General features: G+C 45.2%; 14 protein-coding genes, 1 tRNA gene and 1 pseudogene. 11 read left to right on the forward strand and 5 right to left on the reverse strand.

Annotated features, from left to right (window positions below; translation table 11 throughout):
* Positions 1-73: 73 nt before the first annotated feature.
* Positions 74-1,738, forward strand: coding sequence for an asparagine synthase B (asnB, locus tag RJ47_RS06380; protein ID WP_039482514.1), 1,665 nt, complete (start codon positions 74-76; stop codon positions 1,736-1,738).
* 41 nt (positions 1,739-1,779) lie between these two features.
* Here the strand turns inward: asnB and rfaH are convergent, their stop codons facing one another.
* Positions 1,780-2,277: a transcription/translation regulatory transformer protein RfaH gene (rfaH, locus tag RJ47_RS06385; protein ID WP_038189979.1), complete on the reverse strand. Its 498-nt coding sequence runs from the start codon at positions 2,275-2,277 to the stop codon at positions 1,780-1,782.
* Between the two features lie 308 nt (positions 2,278-2,585).
* Here rfaH and RJ47_RS06390 point away from each other — a divergent pair, with 308 nt between their 5' ends.
* Positions 2,586-3,977, forward strand: a complete 1,392-nt coding sequence (locus RJ47_RS06390; protein WP_038215420.1) for a peptide MFS transporter — start codon at positions 2,586-2,588, stop codon at positions 3,975-3,977.
* A gap of 96 nt (positions 3,978-4,073) precedes the next feature.
* On the opposite strand, the gene RJ47_RS06395 is transcribed toward RJ47_RS06390, so the two are convergent.
* Positions 4,074-6,725, reverse strand: coding sequence for a beta-N-acetylhexosaminidase (locus tag RJ47_RS06395; RefSeq protein WP_039482516.1), 2,652 nt, complete (start codon positions 6,723-6,725; stop codon positions 4,074-4,076).
* Positions 6,726-7,128: 403 nt separating this feature from the next.
* Here RJ47_RS06395 and RJ47_RS06400 point away from each other — a divergent pair, with 403 nt between their 5' ends.
* Positions 7,129-7,998: a TraB/GumN family protein gene (locus RJ47_RS06400; protein WP_039482518.1), complete on the forward strand. Its 870-nt coding sequence runs from the start codon at positions 7,129-7,131 to the stop codon at positions 7,996-7,998.
* Between the two features lie 279 nt (positions 7,999-8,277).
* Here the strand turns inward: RJ47_RS06400 and RJ47_RS06405 are convergent.
* Positions 8,278-8,354, reverse strand: a tRNA-Pro gene (locus tag RJ47_RS06405).
* 265 nt (positions 8,355-8,619) lie between these two features.
* Between RJ47_RS06405 and RJ47_RS20790 the strand changes: the two genes are divergently transcribed.
* The 3 genes from RJ47_RS20790 (at position 8,620) to rluF (ending at position 10,631) form a co-directional block, all read left to right on the forward strand.
* Complete coding sequence (locus RJ47_RS20790) at positions 8,620-8,760, forward strand: DUF3149 domain-containing protein (RefSeq protein WP_005476401.1); 141 nt, start codon at positions 8,620-8,622, stop codon at positions 8,758-8,760.
* A gap of 157 nt (positions 8,761-8,917) precedes the next feature.
* The gene (gene smrA / locus RJ47_RS06415) at positions 8,918-9,499 is read left to right on the forward strand and encodes a DNA endonuclease SmrA (protein ID WP_038189971.1); all 582 of its coding nucleotides are present in this window, start codon (positions 8,918-8,920) and stop codon (positions 9,497-9,499) included.
* Positions 9,500-9,593: 94 nt separating this feature from the next.
* On the forward strand, positions 9,594-10,631 hold the full coding sequence (gene rluF / locus RJ47_RS06420) for a 23S rRNA pseudouridine(2604) synthase RluF (RefSeq protein ID WP_039482521.1): 1,038 nt from the start codon (positions 9,594-9,596) through the stop codon (positions 10,629-10,631).
* 61 nt (positions 10,632-10,692) lie between these two features.
* Here rluF and upp read toward each other — a convergent pair whose 3' ends face one another.
* Positions 10,693-11,319: a uracil phosphoribosyltransferase gene (gene upp, locus RJ47_RS06425; protein ID WP_038140072.1), complete on the reverse strand. Its 627-nt coding sequence runs from the start codon at positions 11,317-11,319 to the stop codon at positions 10,693-10,695.
* Between the two features lie 178 nt (positions 11,320-11,497).
* Between upp and purM the strand changes: the two genes are divergently transcribed.
* The 5 genes and pseudogenes from purM (at position 11,498) to RJ47_RS06450 (ending at position 14,450) form a co-directional block, all read left to right on the forward strand.
* Positions 11,498-12,538: a phosphoribosylformylglycinamidine cyclo-ligase gene (purM, locus tag RJ47_RS06430; RefSeq protein ID WP_005476400.1), complete on the forward strand. Its 1,041-nt coding sequence runs from the start codon at positions 11,498-11,500 to the stop codon at positions 12,536-12,538.
* A 2-nt stretch (positions 12,539-12,540) separates the two neighbouring features.
* Positions 12,541-13,185, forward strand: a complete 645-nt coding sequence (gene purN, locus RJ47_RS06435) for a phosphoribosylglycinamide formyltransferase (RefSeq protein ID WP_005476405.1) — start codon at positions 12,541-12,543, stop codon at positions 13,183-13,185.
* A gap of 104 nt (positions 13,186-13,289) precedes the next feature.
* Positions 13,290-13,946: pseudogene (locus tag RJ47_RS06440) on the forward strand (tellurite resistance TerB family protein).
* A gap of 106 nt (positions 13,947-14,052) precedes the next feature.
* Positions 14,053-14,259: a YaeP family protein gene (locus RJ47_RS06445; protein WP_039478024.1), complete on the forward strand. Its 207-nt coding sequence runs from the start codon at positions 14,053-14,055 to the stop codon at positions 14,257-14,259.
* Positions 14,259-14,450 (forward strand): DUF4250 domain-containing protein, encoded by a 192-nt coding sequence (locus RJ47_RS06450; protein ID WP_005476406.1) that lies wholly within the window; start codon positions 14,259-14,261, stop codon positions 14,448-14,450. Before RJ47_RS06445 ends, RJ47_RS06450 begins: the two co-directional genes overlap by 1 nt.
* 72 nt (positions 14,451-14,522) lie before the next feature.
* Here the strand turns inward: RJ47_RS06450 and RJ47_RS06455 are convergent, their stop codons facing one another.
* Positions 14,523-14,849, reverse strand: coding sequence for a DUF3622 domain-containing protein (locus RJ47_RS06455; RefSeq protein ID WP_038140070.1), 327 nt, complete (start codon positions 14,847-14,849; stop codon positions 14,523-14,525).
* Between the last annotated feature and the right edge of the window lie 168 nt (positions 14,850-15,017).

Here is a 15,017-nt window from a genome sequence, read left to right on the forward strand (position 1 = left end):
ATCACGGTTGATTTTTTTAATCAGAATGGCAAATTGAACTCAGCAAGTTAATTAATTATTAAAGGGAAGTTGTATGTGTTCGATTTTCGGTATTTTAGATATAAAAAGTGATGCTGCGGCGCTGCGCCCAATCGCACTAGAAATGTCTAAAACGCTTCGCCATCGTGGGCCTGATTGGTCAGGTATCTACTCCTCAGACAAAGCGATTCTAGCGCACGAACGTTTAGCCATCGTTGGCCTAAACAGTGGTGCACAACCACTTTACAGCCCAGATAAAAAACACATCCTTGCCGTAAACGGTGAAATCTATAACCACAAAGAGATTCGCGCACGTTACGAAGGTAAATATGACTTCCAAACCGATTCCGACTGTGAAGTTATTCTAGCGCTATACCAAGATATGGGGGCCGATCTACTTGAGGAGCTAAACGGTATTTTTGCGTTCGTTCTCTACGATGAAGAAAAAGACACATACTTAGTAGGCCGCGACCATATCGGTATCATCCCTCTATACCAAGGTTATGACGAGCATGGTAACTACTATGTCGCTTCAGAGATGAAAGCACTGGTGCCAGTGTGTAAAACGGTCAGTGAGTTCCCTCCTGGTTGTCATTACAGCAGCGCAGATACAGAACCACAACGCTATTACATCCGTGACTGGAATGAATATGCTGCTGTTCAAGGTAACAGCACAAGTAAAGAAGAACTGACTGAAGCTTTGGAAGCCGCTGTAAAACGTCAGCTAATGACCGATGTACCATACGGCGTTCTTCTTTCTGGTGGTCTTGATTCATCTATTACTTCTGCGGTAGCGAAACGATTTGCGGCAATGCGTATTGAAGACGATGAACAGTCGGAAGCATGGTGGCCTCAACTGCACTCCTTCGCTGTCGGCCTAGAAGGTGCGCCGGATCTAAAAGCAGCTCGTGAAGTTGCGGACCAAATCGGTACGGTTCACCACGAGATGACCTATACGATTCAAGAAGGCTTAGATGCAATTCGTGACGTTATCTATCACATCGAAACCTACGATGTCACAACCATCCGAGCGTCTACCCCAATGTTCCTAATGGGTCGTAAGATCAAAGCGATGGGTATCAAGATGGTTCTGTCTGGCGAAGGTGCGGATGAAATCTTTGGAGGTTATCTCTACTTCCACAAAGCGCCGAACGCTAAAGAGTTCCACGAAGAGACAGTTCGTAAACTGCTTGCTCTGAACATGTTTGACTGTGCTCGTGCGAACAAATCGCTGGCTGCATGGGGCGTCGAAGGTCGCGTTCCTTTCCTAGACAAAGAATTTATCGACGTTGCGATGCGCTTAAACCCAGAAGACAAGATGTGTGGTAACGGTAAGATGGAAAAACACATCCTGCGTGAATGTTTTGAACATTACCTACCAGAGTCAATCGCATGGCGCCAAAAAGAGCAGTTCTCTGATGGTGTAGGTTATAGCTGGATTGATACCTTGAAAGAGGTTGCTGAAGAGAAAGTCACTGATCAACAGATGGAAACAGCGGCATTCCGCTTCCCATACAACACACCAACGACTAAAGAAGGTTACGTTTACCGCGAAATTTTCGAAGAGTTGTTCCCACTACCATCAGCAGCTGAATGTGTCCCTGGTGGTCCTTCAGTCGCCTGTTCTTCGGCAAAAGCGATCGAGTGGGATGAATCATTTAAGAACATGGCAGACCCATCTGGTCGCGCAGTACAAAGCGTCCACAATGATTCGTACTAACCTCTAAAAATAAGGCTCCTAATATTAGGAGCCTTATTTCTTTACTGTAAATCTAAATCTTTGTTGTCAACCGTCACTTCGACTTGCTTACTCAGCATATTGACAAGCAATATGGAGCGTCTCTCACCATCGGGCTCTTGATAAATCGCTTCCATCCCAGCGAACTGCCCCGTGGCGACATTCACTGTGTCTCCCTTTTCAGGTAATCCAGCCTGCATTAAGCCCTCTTGCTCTGTTTCGAGCTCCTTGAGAGTAACGATCAAGTCGCCTTGTAAAATTTGAGGAAGCGCCCCTCGACGAACGAAATCGACAACACCACGAGTAGAACGGATCGTCGTGAACGTCGGTCCCTGCTCTACATCAAACCGAGCAAATATGTATGACGGGAAGAGTGGCTCTTTTTTTACTTGTCTCTTACCACGAACCATTTTTTCGATTTGTATTTCCGGGTAGTAACACTCTACCCCTTGATTTTCTAAGTGCATCTTCGCACGCTGCTGTTCACTGCGTTTACAGTAAAGCAAGTACCACTGTTTCATTATTATTTAGCCAACTGTTGTTTTGCCTAACATCCTAGCAATTTTCACTATTGTTAGTAAGGCTAAAATTGCAAGCATATTTAAGCGCGGAAAATAACAGCTGACTGTCATTTACAACCACCGATTTTGCAAAGTTAGTTTGTAGCACAGCCCCACCCCTTCCCTATCTTGGTTTTAATTTCGCATTTTCAATCACTTACAGTAAACATGAGAACAGATACCATCAAACCACCCATTGCAGTCAATTAATCTGAGAGGTATATGTAATCAAAAATAAAATTCTTTAATAGATAAGATTAGTAATATTTATGTCAAACCAACATCAACAATTCTTCGGCCATCCTCGTGGCCTGTTCCTACTGTTCGGAACCGAACTTTGGGAGCGATTTTCTTACTATGCGATGCGCGCAATCTTGGTGCTCTATTTAACCGATACAACGATAAATGGTGGGTTAGGATGGACAACTAAGGATGCCCTTGACCTTTACGGTACTTATACAGGGCTTGTTTACATTACACCTTTGATTGGCGGTTACTTAGCGGATAACTATTTAGGTCAACGTCGCTCTGTCTTGATTGGCGGTATGTTGATGGCTTGTGGCCAATTCACCCTCGCAATGCCAGCAAACGCTTTTGGCCTTGATACCCTCAGTGCCTTTTACCTTGGCCTGGCGCTATTAATTGCTGGTAACGGTATGTTTAAGCCAAACATTTCTACTATGGTTGGTAATTTGTACCAAGAGGGAGACAACCGTCGCGATGGCGCCTTTACCATCTTTTATATGGGGATCAACATTGGTGCCCTGCTAGCAGGGTTCGTGTCAGGTTCAGTCACAACCTCTTTTGGCTGGAAAGCAGGTTTTGTCGTTGCAGGTATTGGTATGGTCATTAGCCTTGTTATGCAAATGACTTTGGCTCAATCATGGCTCGGTGATATTGGCCGTGAACCCGCAGCGAAACGAGATTTATCGACTAAAAACTCGGTCCAAAAGCAACCACTAACAAAAGAAGAATTTGACCGCATCAAAGTTATTCTGGTGATGAGCTTATTCACTATCGTATTCTGGGCAGGTTTCGAGCAAGCTGGCGGCCTAATGAACATCTACACCCAACAGTACACCGACCGTATGATTGGCGGGTTTGAAGTTCCTGCAGCTTGGTTCCAATCTTTGAATCCATTCTTCATTATCACCCTAGCGCCAGTATTGGCCGTATTATGGGTTAAACTCGGCAAACGCGAGCCAAACTCTCCTGTGAAGTTTGCACTGGCAATGTTCTTCCTAGCGCTTGGCTTCTTATGTATGGTCGGTGCGGTGATGGAGCAAGGTGGCGACACGACAGTGAAAACATCAATGCTTTGGTTAGTCGGTGCATTTTTCTTCCATACCCTTGGTGAGCTTTGCTTATCGCCAATTGGCCTTTCTCTGGTAACAAAGCTAGCCCCGCTACGTCTAGCGTCACTGATGATGGGCGCTTGGTTTGGCTGTAATGCGATTGCTAACTACGTGGCAGGCTATGTGGGATCTCACGTTGGTGAGCTAGGTGCAATGGCAATCTTTAGCGGTATTGCTGTGACTGCAACGGTATCTGGTGTCATTCTGCTATTGTTCTCTAACACACTGGTTCGTTGGATGCATGGTGCAGAAAGCCCAATGAGCCATGCTGAACAAGTTGAAGAGCAGCAAACACAAATCGCTTAATAGCGGCCTACTCGCTATAAAAAATAAAAACGCCCGACCATCACTGGCCGGGCGTTTTTCCCTTTCCATTCTGTTTAGATTGGAAGGGAGGGGGAATTATTTCACGCTAGTCACTCGACTCGCTTTCTCGCCAGTCACAGACACTGAACGGATGAAGACTTCACCTTCTACTGCTGGGCGTTCGCTGTCAGCATAAGTCAACCAGTTTTCACCATCTAGAGAGTATTGCAGTTCAACACCAGGGAACTGAACGTTCATTGCTAGCTTGCCATCTTCTACTTTCGCACCTGGTACAGGTAGGCGGTAGTCGATGCCTGATTTCTCTAGCTTAGCCAGTTCACGTTGACCAAGTACGTTCGCAAAGCGGTTGTAGTCTTGGTTTAGCGCAGCTTTGTCCACTAGGTTTGAGTTTTGCGAATATTCAACACCCACTTTGTAGTCGTTTTCCCAGTCTGCACGGTGCCATGCACGCTCAGCCGCCGCTAGTACGCGAGGGAATACCATGTACTCGTATTGCTCGTCGTTACGTACTGTCTCAGACCAAAGCTGTGCTGATAGACCGTAGAAAGGTTTCGCTTCGATTTCACCTTTACCAGTAAAGCCGTTGCCATCGCGATCTAGAGACGTTTCTGCGTTCTGAGGCATGTTCTCTGGTGCAAAGCCAAACATCTTACGAGTATCTGTTGCACGCGTTGCCCAGTAGTAACCACGCTCTTTCGGATCCACTTCGTATGGCATATCCATGTAGACGTAGTCTGGGTTAGAAACGATCACGTCGTAACCTTTCTTAGACCACTCGTACACTGATGATGTGCCACCCCAGTAAAGAACGTCCCAGAAGTTAACACGTGTGTTTTCTGTTGCGAACGCTTTCTCACCTTCACTGTACTTAAGGCCATCTTGCCAAGCTTGGAAGTTTGGAATGCCCTTCTCTGCAACAATCTTAGACACTTCTTCTGCGAAGTGGCTTGGTAGATGAGCAAAGTCGCTTACCGTACCGTCTGCAATTAGCGTCTGACATTGTGGAGACTGTGCGAATGGCTTGTCTTGTTTAGACAGGTCAATCGTGCCTTTCCAGCTTACTTTGTCTTGTGCGTTAACATCTTGGAAACCAGCGCCTAGCTTAATGTTCTTCGCTTCGTCACCACCAAAGTGCCATGTTGTTAGCGGTGCACCCGCCTCAGCATGCATTGCCGCAACTTCTGAAATCACTTTATCAACAAAGCGAGTTGAGGATTGCATACATGGGTTAATGAAGCTTTGCTTGTTGTAGAACTGAACCGTCGTTACGTTCGATGTATCTTGAGGATCCATCAAACGGTATTCGTTCGCTTCCGCTTCTTTACCTTCTTCCATTAGACGGTCGTAACGCGCTTCCATTGATACTACTGCTGCGCGAGCATGCGCTGGCATATCGATTTCTGGAATCACTTCGATGTTACGCGCTTTCGCGTATTTCAAGATTTCCACGTAATCTGCTTTGCTGAAGTAGCCAGAACCAAAGTTGTCTGATGTTGGACCAGAGCCAAGCTGAGGCAGTAGACAGCTTTTCTCTTCAACATCGAAGCAACGATTAGCACCTACTTCTGTCAGTTCAGGCAGACCCGGAATTTCTATACGCCAACCTTCATCATCCGTTAGGTGAAGGTGTAGTTTGTTCATCTTGTACGCTGCCATTTGGTCAAGCGTTGCAAGAATTGCGTCTTTAGAGTGGAAGTTACGAGCCACGTCCACCATTACACCACGGTAATCAAAACGAGGCGCATCTTTAATAGACAGTTGTGGTAGAGAATCAGCGTTTTGGCTATCTACCAGGCCAAAGATAGATTGTACCGCGTAGAAAGCACCCGCTTGGTCGAACGCCTTTATCGCAATACCGTCGCCTTTGATGCTCATCTCGTAAGCACCAGATTTTGCTAATTCACCGGTGAAGTCTGCAGGAACAACTGTGATGCTAACTGGAACATCACCGCGAACATCCACACCTACCACTTCTGCACGACCTTGGATTGCAGTAAATTGAGTCGCATCAAACGCATCTTTAGGTAGTGCAATACCTCCAGAGATATCGACTGTGCCTTTGCCCGCTTCAACAAACATTGGCGTTGGCAGCAGCGTGGTTGATACGTCTTGTTTTGCTAAATCTTCGTTCTTTTCAAAACGAGACACAGCGTTGGCAAATACGTTGTTGTCATCTGGTGTACGTTTAAGGTTGTTACCTTCAAGGCCAGTAACGAAAGAGGCAACGTCTTCAGTGTTAAGAGAAGCGATCATCTTAGGCTCTGCATTTGGTGCAGCAACGAATGCGCCTGGCATGAAGTCAGTTTCAAATAGCTGCCAGTATTCAGCAACAAGAGGAAGCACAACTTCTTCACCCGCAGCAAAACCATCAAACTTATCTGTTGGTTCTAGTTTGTGTAGGTCTCCCGTTACGCGAGAGATTTTGAACTGCTCGTTGTCAACACCCAGAATCAGACGAATGCTGTGGAAGTAAATAGCCCAATCTTTAGAGTCAACCGCTTCACCTTGGTTAACTAGCGTCATGTTTACTTTGTTACAAGACGCCCACTCTGCGCCCATGTCTTGACATGCAAGACCTTCGTTAGCACCATGGTTAGTGAGTACTTCGTATTGAACATCTAAGTTTGCTGCAAGTGAGTTCACAACATTTTGTTCAGTAGACTGGAATGATGCGCAACCTGCTAGCGTAGCCAACACAGAAGTCGCGATGAGCGTTTGTTTAAACATCTTACTTACCCTTAAAAGTGGAGCGAAGCCTGAAAAAGTAGGCGTCAAAATCAAGATGTAATCACAATAACTCGAGTTATTTTTTATCGTAAAATTAATCATCTTCGAAAGTGATCAATTTCAAACCTTATAAATCCCCACACTTCTAAAGCCATATAAAACATAAACTTATAATTAACGTCAATTTCGTCGGACTTATTTTGACGGGATTACTGAGAAGTAAGTCACAGCTTTTCACTAGGTTTAGATTGAATGAAGAATAAAGATCACACTGGCTTAATTCATGTCTTAAAATAAAATTGACTCATGGCGTGAAAAGCGTGAATTAACGCACACTTTCCACTCGTCAAAACACGTCGTTTTTTTTAGTTTAAACAATTTTTCAGTAAGGGCTGTATCTCATATGCGAATTCTCATCGCCACGCTGGCTGGCTTACTAACTAGCCCCGCATTGGTAGCCGAACCGCTTTTTTGGCAAGCGAACAAAGGCGCGCTCACCTACTACATATTCGGTTCAGTCCATGTCGGAGATGAGAGTATGTACCCTCTCCCCAATAAAGTGACAGATAAGCTTCAGGAGAGCGATGGGTTGATTATTGAAGCCGATATTCGAAATACACAAGGGATCAGTTATCCACCCATCACCCTTTTGAGCAAAGATGTCCTAACGAACAAACATAAGGATGAGTTGAAGGGCATCGCGACTTTGCTCGAATTGAACTCCGACCAATTACTCAACTCACCGCCATGGGCAGCCGCCTTGGCTATTCAGATGAAACAAATTGAGTACTTAGGCTATCAAGCCGAGAAGGGAGTCGACACGCACTTGATGAACAAGGCATCGTTAAAAGATACGCAGATCATCAGCCTAGAAAGCCTTCAGTCACAAATCGATTTGCTGACAGGGCAAGCTCAATCAGGGAAAGAACTACTCGTAAGTGCGATTGAAGAGTTTGACCACTCTGAAGACGCAACTCGCTGCTTGATTAAAAGCTGGCAAGCGGGTGACTTAGATAAATTAATCGAGTTTTCCTCTCTTACGGAAATGTCACCAGAGTTTGAACAGTCATTTTTAATAGATCGTAATCTAAATTGGGTGAAGCAGTTGGCCAGTCCTGATTGGTCTAAAGGCAATAAAGGCTCTTACATGATGGTCGTGGGTACACTACACCTCATTGGTGAGCACAGTGTTATTGAGTTACTCAAACAAGATGGCTTTGCGGTAAAACAACTTTCAGAGAGTAAACAGGCATTTTGTGAGTTTCAGTATTAGTCCCGCAGGTCTCCCGCCAGTTCACTAGCCTGCTACGAAAGCACGCTCTCTTAATGTAGTTAGTGAAGAGACATTCTTTCAACATCAGGCGAACCCACCTCGGCTCGAATCTCTAAACCACAAATGCAAAAAGTGCCCTACATTTCTGCAGAGCACTTCTTTAAATATGGCCGGTGAAGAGCCAGATTCTAATTTCAGACGAACCCCACTCGGGTTTTAATCCTATTTCCTATATCCAGAAACGACGAAAGCCTGCTATAAAAGCAGGCTTTCTTAATGTGGTCGGTGAAGAGGGATTCGAACCCCCGACCCTCTGGTCCCAAACCAGATGCGCTACCAAGCTGCGCTATTCACCGAGACGTTTCTTCGAGCTCATTGCCCGTCAACGAGAGCGTATATTACGGATTCTCGAAGCTAACGCAACCCCTATCGATTAACTTTTTCAAATTATTAGTTTGTTTGACTAAAACAACATCAACGGGCCACAAACTGTGAGCAAAAACACACCAACAAAAACAAAGCTGCAACCTAATAACAACATTTGATCCAGATCAGTGTTGCATAATTAACCAGAGTTTACGGTATCTCCTGTCATCTCACTTTGTACTCGATGGAGGAACTATGGACTTTTGGCTTGATCTCCTATTTGGTAATGCGGTAGGTCTATCTTCAATGATTGTGATCTTTGGCGCCTTAGGTCTAATGCTATTCTATGGCGGTTTCATCATCTACAAAGTGATGAACGACAAATCTCCTCACTAGAATCGCTTAGCCCTATTCACAGAATAGATATTCGCTATGCACCGAAGTAGATACATTGTCTGCTTCGGTTTTTTATTTTTTGGTCAGTCAAATAGTGATCATCCTATGCGGCCAAAGGTATAATGTCGGTATTGATTTCCTACTCTGAGATATCACTATGTCTCACGATGACGATTTCGCCCTCTTTCAACAAATGATGGGCGACGTAAAACCTATCCATAACGATACAGCAGAGCTAAAGAAACAACATAAAGTATCTGAAGCTCAACTTGCCAAGCGTGAAGCCGCTATTTGGTTGACCGAAGAGGATCCAGAATACCTCTCTATCGATCACGCTGAAATGCTCAAACCTGACGACATTATCGAGTTTAAGCGAGATGGCGTACAAGACGGCGTCTATAAAAAACTGCGTCTAGCAAAGTACCCTATTCAAGCCAGACTAGATCTACACAAACGGACCCTAGAGCAAGCGCGAGATGAAGTCGTCAAGTTTTTAAAGCAATGTATGCGGCTGGACATCCGCACCGTGGTCATTGTTCATGGCAAGGGTGAACGCTCTAATCCACCAGCCCTTATGAAAAGTTTCGTCGCACAATGGCTGATGCAAATCAAAGAGGTGCAATGTGTTCACAGTGCCCAACGCTTTCATGGTGGCACTGGAGCGGTGTACGTTTTGTTACGAAAAAGCGCTGAGAAAAAGATTGAGACACGTGAGCGACATCAAAAACGATTGGGTTAACGCCCCTGCGGTGCTAGAATGCGCGCCCTCAATGTGCTGATGTTTTCATCAGCACTTTTTATTAACCGCCGTTGTGAAACGTTAGGAGAACAACATGTCACAAGATAATGCAAAACGCCTCAATAAGTTCATAAGCGAAACGGGCTTTTGCTCTCGCCGAGAAGCTGATCGATTGATTGAGCAAGGTCGCGTCACCATCAATGGTCAAGTTCCTGAAATGGGGACAAAAGTGATGCCAGGAGACGATGTTCGCGTCGATGATAAACCAATCAACGCGGTCACTGATAAGCCTGTCTACATTGCGCTAAACAAACCAACAGGTATTACCTGCACCACGGAGCGCGATATTCCGGGCAATATCGTTGATTTCGTTGGCCATAAAAAACGCATTTTCCCTATTGGTCGCCTTGATAAGCCTTCAGACGGTCTTATCTTTCTGACCAACGATGGTGATATCGTTAACAAAATACTTCGTGCTGGCAATAACCACGAAAAAGAGTATGTGGTTCGAGTCGATAAACCGATCAGCGATGACTTCATCAAGAAAATGTCTTCGGGCGTGAATATTCTCGATACCATCACCTTGCCGTGTAAAGTGACTAAAGAGACCAAGTTTTCATTCCGTATTGTTCTAACTCAAGGTCTCAATCGCCAAATCCGCCGCATGTGTGAAGCCTTGGGCTATGAAGTATTCAAACTTCGCCGTGTGCGTATTATGAATATTTCACTTGATGGTATTCCGAATGGCCAGTGGCGCTACTTAACAGATGCAGAAGTGGCTGAGATTCTTGCCATGTGTGAAGGCTCAAGTAACACTGAAGAAGCTTCAAAGATCGATGCCAAAGGTAAACGTATTCGCAAAGCGACAGACGCTAAACTGTTTGATAGCCGAGAAGAAAACCAAGACTCGACCGCTCGTCGCAACCAGAAACAACGAACCTTCAAAGGCCGTAACGCGGATGAATTCCGTCATGCACCGAACTCTAAGAAAGGTCGCCACAGCGGTAAGCAAAGTGAGTTTAAAGGTAAGTCAGGTGGCAATAACGGGAAGACCTTCCATAAACCTGCGTCTGAGAACAGTCAACGCCGTAGCAAGCCAAAGCGCGGTGGCACATTAAGTCTGAAGAAATAATTAGCAAACGAAAAGGGAGCCAACAATCGGCTCCCTTTTTAAATCAGTAACTATCGATAGCTTATAGAGTACCGAAGATTTTATCGCCTGCATCACCAAGACCAGGGACGATGTAGCCTTTATCGTTTAGCTTCTCATCGATCGCAGCAGTGAATAGCTCAACATCTGGGTGTGCTTTTTCTAACGCTTCGATACCTTCAGGAGCAGAAACTAAAACGAGAACTTTAATTGCCTTACAACCCTTCTCTTTAAGTAGGTCGATAGTAGCGATCATTGAACCACCTGTCGCTAGCATAGGGTCAACAACAAGCGCAATACGCTCATCCATGTTAGACGCTAGCTTGTTGAAGTATGGTACTGGCTCAAGTGTCTCTTCATCACGGTAGATACCAACAACGCTGATACGAGCACTTGGCATGTGCTCAAGAACGCCATCCATCATACCCAAACCTGCACGTAGGATAGGCACAACGGTTACCTTTTTACCTTTGATTTGGTCAACTTCAACAGGACCATTCCAACCTTCAATGGTTACTTTTTCCGTTTCAAAGTCTGCAGTCGCCTCGTACGTTAGTAGGCTACCAACTTCTGTGGCTAGCTCGCGAAAGCGCTTCGTGCTGATGTCACCTTCTCTCATTAGACCTAGTTTGTGTTTAACAAGAGGGTGTTTTACTTCAACAACTTTCATTTCCATCTCCGGCTTATGTGGTGATTTTTAAACAAACCTTCAGATTATAAACGATTTCGTTCTCAATTTCTTGCGTAAAGACAAAAGAAAAAACTCACGCAAACGTTTGCTATATGGGTTTATCCGCTGTTAGAATAGCGCCGTTTTCATATCCAACTTAAAAACCGAGGACTTCCCTGTGAGTGCTGATAACACATCTCTTAGCTATAAAGACGCTGGCGTAGATATCGATGCAGGCAACGCGCTTGTTGACCGTATTAAAGGTGCTGTAAAACGCACACGTCGCCCAGAAGTAATGGGTGGTATTGGTGGTTTTGGCGCATTGTGTGAACTGCCAACAAAATACAAACAACCTGTGTTGGTATCAGGTACTGATGGCGTAGGAACCAAACTTCGCCTCGCTTTGGATATGAACAAGCACGACACCATCGGCGTTGACCTTGTTGCTATGTGTGTGAACGATCTTATTGTTCAAGGCGCGGAGCCTCTATTTTTCCTAGATTACTACGCTACGGGCAAACTCGACGTTGACACCGCAGCAGACGTTGTCTCTGGCATCGCTGATGGTTGTATTCAGGCCGGTTGTGCGCTAATTGGTGGTGAAACCGCTGAAATGCCAGGCATGTACGAAGGCGAAGACTACGACGTTGCCGGCTTCTGTGTTGGCGTGGTAGAAAAAGAAGATGTAATCGACGGTACTAAAGTAGCCGCTGGCGATGCACTTATCGCGGTCGGCTCAAGTGGTCCACACTCAAACGGTTACTCATTAATCCGTAAGATCCTTGAAGTATCTGGCGCAGATAAAAACGAAGAGCTAGCAGGTCGCACAATCGGTGAGCACCTACTAGAACCAACAAAGATTTACATCAAATCAGCACTGAAAATGATTGAGAAACACGACATCCACGCGATTTCTCACATCACAGGTGGTGGTTTCTGGGAAAACATCCCACGCGTACTTCCTGAAGGCACTAAAGCGGTTGTTGATGGTAACAGCTGGGAATGGCCAATCATCTTCAAATGGCTACAAGAGAAAGGCAACGTAACGACTCACGAAATGTACCGCACATTCAACTGTGGTGTTGGCCTAGTGATTGCTCTTCCGAAAGATCAAGCCGATGCAGCGGTTGAACTTCTAAATGCAGAAGGTGAAAACGCTTGGGTAATCGGTGAGATCGCTTCAGCTGAAGCCGGCGAAGAACAAGTAGAGATCAAATAAGCATGAAGAGTATCGTTGTTTTAGTTTCAGGAAACGGTTCTAACCTACAAGCAATTATTGATGCTTGCAGCAAAGACATTACTAACGGTCGTGTCACGGCGGTCTTTTCCAACAAAGCGAATGTCTTTGCTTTAGAGCGAGCAGAAAAAGCAGGGGCAGCCGCTCACTTCCTTGATCCTAAAGCTTTCGATACTCGTGACGCGTTTGATAAAGAGCTCATGAAGCAGATCGACGAATATCAACCCGATGTCGTTGTACTGGCTGGCTATATGCGTATTCTGAGCGGTGAGTTTGTTCGTCACTACCAAGGACGTATGATCAATATTCACCCTTCTCTTCTGCCCAAATACCCTGGCTTAAATACCTATCAGCGTGCCATTCATGCTGGTGATGAAGAGCATGGCACCAGTGTTCACTTCGTAACAGAGCAACTTGATGGCGGCCCTGTCATCCTACAAGCTAAAGTGCCAATTTTCGATGAGGATACGGTCGAAACATTGACTGAACGCGTACAAACGCAAGAGCACAGAATCTACCCATTGGTCGTAAAATGGCTAGTGGAAGAGCGCTTAGTAATGAAAGATGAAAAGGAAGCCTACCTTGATGGAGAGCTTCTTGGGATTCATGGCTACGCTGCCCAAGAGTAATTTGGTTTTCAATCCATTTGGCGAGCTTTCATGCTCGCCTTTTTTTTCATCTCTCGTTCATCTTGGGTTAGGTAAATTCAGATTGAACGCATAGGAGAATAGTCATGGATTTAAAAAGTTTACTCAATCAAGCACTCAACTCAGATATAGTCCAGCAAGGTCAAAAACAACTCAAACAGTAATCCAGCTCAGGTACGCTCAAATCACTTGGCGCAGGCGCAGTTGGCGGGGGATTAGTGAACCTTCTGATGGGCTCCAAGAAGAGCAAGAAGCTTGGCAAAAAAATGGGGATCAACGCGTTAAAAATTGGAGGTGTCGCTGAGCTTGGCGCGCTGGCCTATAAGGTATACAACGACGCTCAAACCAATCAGGCCTCTCCTGAACCTCAAAATGAGTTTCGCGAAGATGATCCAATACATAGCGAACTCATCTTGAAAGCCATGATCGCAGCTGCAAAAGCTGACGGCCATGTAGACACACAAGAAATGGAGCGCATCGAGAACGCACTCAAAGAGTCGGGAGTTGGCCACCAACTTCAAAGCATTATCCACAATGAGCTGAATAAACCACTCGACCCAAATGAAGTCGCACGTTTGGCCGCGACACCACAGCAAGCCGCTGAAATTTACCTCGCCTCCTTGATAGTGATAGACGAGCAGAACTTTATGGAAAAAGCCTATTTGCAAGAACTTGCTAAACAAATGCAACTGGCGCCAGAAGTTATCAACCAGCTTGAGACACAACTGCGTATTGAGCAATAATTGGTCGACAGCCTCTTGGTCTTGCGCTAGAACAACCTTAGCTTTTGAGTTTGTTCAGACGAGTGTGTATAGTTGAGAGCAGTTATCATTTATTGGAGAATTAGCCATGCAAGTATACGGCTGTTGTGAATTGGTTCGTGAGCTATACGCTCAGATCGGTAGTGGCGATCAAGCTTATGTCCCTCAGGCAATATCTTGTGCAGTACGAGCACTGAATGACATCGCTGCGGATGAGTCTTTACCAAAGGAAGCCAGAGAAAAAGCCGCTTTTGCTGCTGCTAATCTACTTATCTCGGACTTCGAGGATAAGTAATGAACTTAGCCAACTTTGAAACGATGGATCCTATCATGTTGATGAGCATCGTGAACATGAAACTACGTGATGACTTTGGTGGTGATCTGGACAAACTGGCTGCTTACTTCGATATCGACAAAGCGGCGCTTGAAGCAAAATTAGCTACCGCTGGCTTTGACTTCCTACCTGATGCTGGCCAATTCCGATAATAAGAATCCACTATTCAGTTACAAAAAAACCGCCCTGTTTGAGGCGGTTTTTCTTTAAGACAATATAGACGATTACTCTTCGTCAAACATCTCTTCTTCGCGTGCTGCTTTTGCCGCAAGGTAACGCGCTTTTTTCTCAGCCGCTTCTTGAGCTAGACGCGCTTCGCGTTCTTCACGCTCTTTACGAGCTTCGCCTTTACGCTCATTTCGCGCGGCTTGGTTTTTGATGAAACCCGCTAACTCTTTTTCTGCCCATTCTTGAGCTGCAGCTTCTGTTTCAAAACCTGACTCACGTTTTGATACTGTCGTCTTACGTGATGTAACTTGGCGAGTAATTTCTGCACACCAACCGTTACGTTTTTCAGTAGTACGGATGGCAAATTTTCTATTTTTAGACATTTTTCATTCCTAAGGGATTAATCAGGGATTCGGTCAACTTGATCACTCCATCTAAGCTGAGCTGTTTAACACCATCCCTTGGTAAGCGCGGTATTAGAGCATAAAAGTGAGATCTATGCTCAAATTTTTCGTCGTATTGTACCAAAAATAAAGCGCTGGTCTCTCAAC

The organism is Vibrio sinaloensis, from assembly GCF_000808535.1.
GTDB classification, from domain to species: domain Bacteria; phylum Pseudomonadota; class Gammaproteobacteria; order Enterobacterales; family Vibrionaceae; genus Vibrio; species Vibrio sinaloensis_D.

Coding starts and splice junctions, on each gene's coding strand:
- RJ47_RS06400 (WP_039482518.1), top strand. CDS start 7,129: ATGCGAATTCTCATCGCCACGCTGGCTGGCTTACTAACTAGCCCCGCA.
- RJ47_RS06450 (WP_005476406.1), top strand. CDS start 14,259: ATGAACTTAGCCAACTTTGAAACGATGGATCCTATCATGTTGATGAGC.
- RJ47_RS06445 (WP_039478024.1), top strand. CDS start 14,053: ATGCAAGTATACGGCTGTTGTGAATTGGTTCGTGAGCTATACGCTCAG.
- RJ47_RS06395 (WP_039482516.1), bottom strand. CDS start 6,725: ATGTTTAAACAAACGCTCATCGCGACTTCTGTGTTGGCTACGCTAGCA.
- RJ47_RS20790 (WP_005476401.1), top strand. CDS start 8,620: ATGGACTTTTGGCTTGATCTCCTATTTGGTAATGCGGTAGGTCTATCT.
- purN (WP_005476405.1), top strand. CDS start 12,541: ATGAAGAGTATCGTTGTTTTAGTTTCAGGAAACGGTTCTAACCTACAA.
- RJ47_RS06455 (WP_038140070.1), bottom strand. CDS start 14,849: ATGTCTAAAAATAGAAAATTTGCCATCCGTACTACTGAAAAACGTAAC.
- upp (WP_038140072.1), bottom strand. CDS start 11,319: ATGAAAGTTGTTGAAGTAAAACACCCTCTTGTTAAACACAAACTAGGT.
- rluF (WP_039482521.1), top strand. CDS start 9,594: ATGTCACAAGATAATGCAAAACGCCTCAATAAGTTCATAAGCGAAACG.
- smrA (WP_038189971.1), top strand. CDS start 8,918: ATGTCTCACGATGACGATTTCGCCCTCTTTCAACAAATGATGGGCGAC.
- rfaH (WP_038189979.1), bottom strand. CDS start 2,277: ATGAAACAGTGGTACTTGCTTTACTGTAAACGCAGTGAACAGCAGCGT.
- asnB (WP_039482514.1), top strand. CDS start 74: ATGTGTTCGATTTTCGGTATTTTAGATATAAAAAGTGATGCTGCGGCG.
- RJ47_RS06390 (WP_038215420.1), top strand. CDS start 2,586: ATGTCAAACCAACATCAACAATTCTTCGGCCATCCTCGTGGCCTGTTC.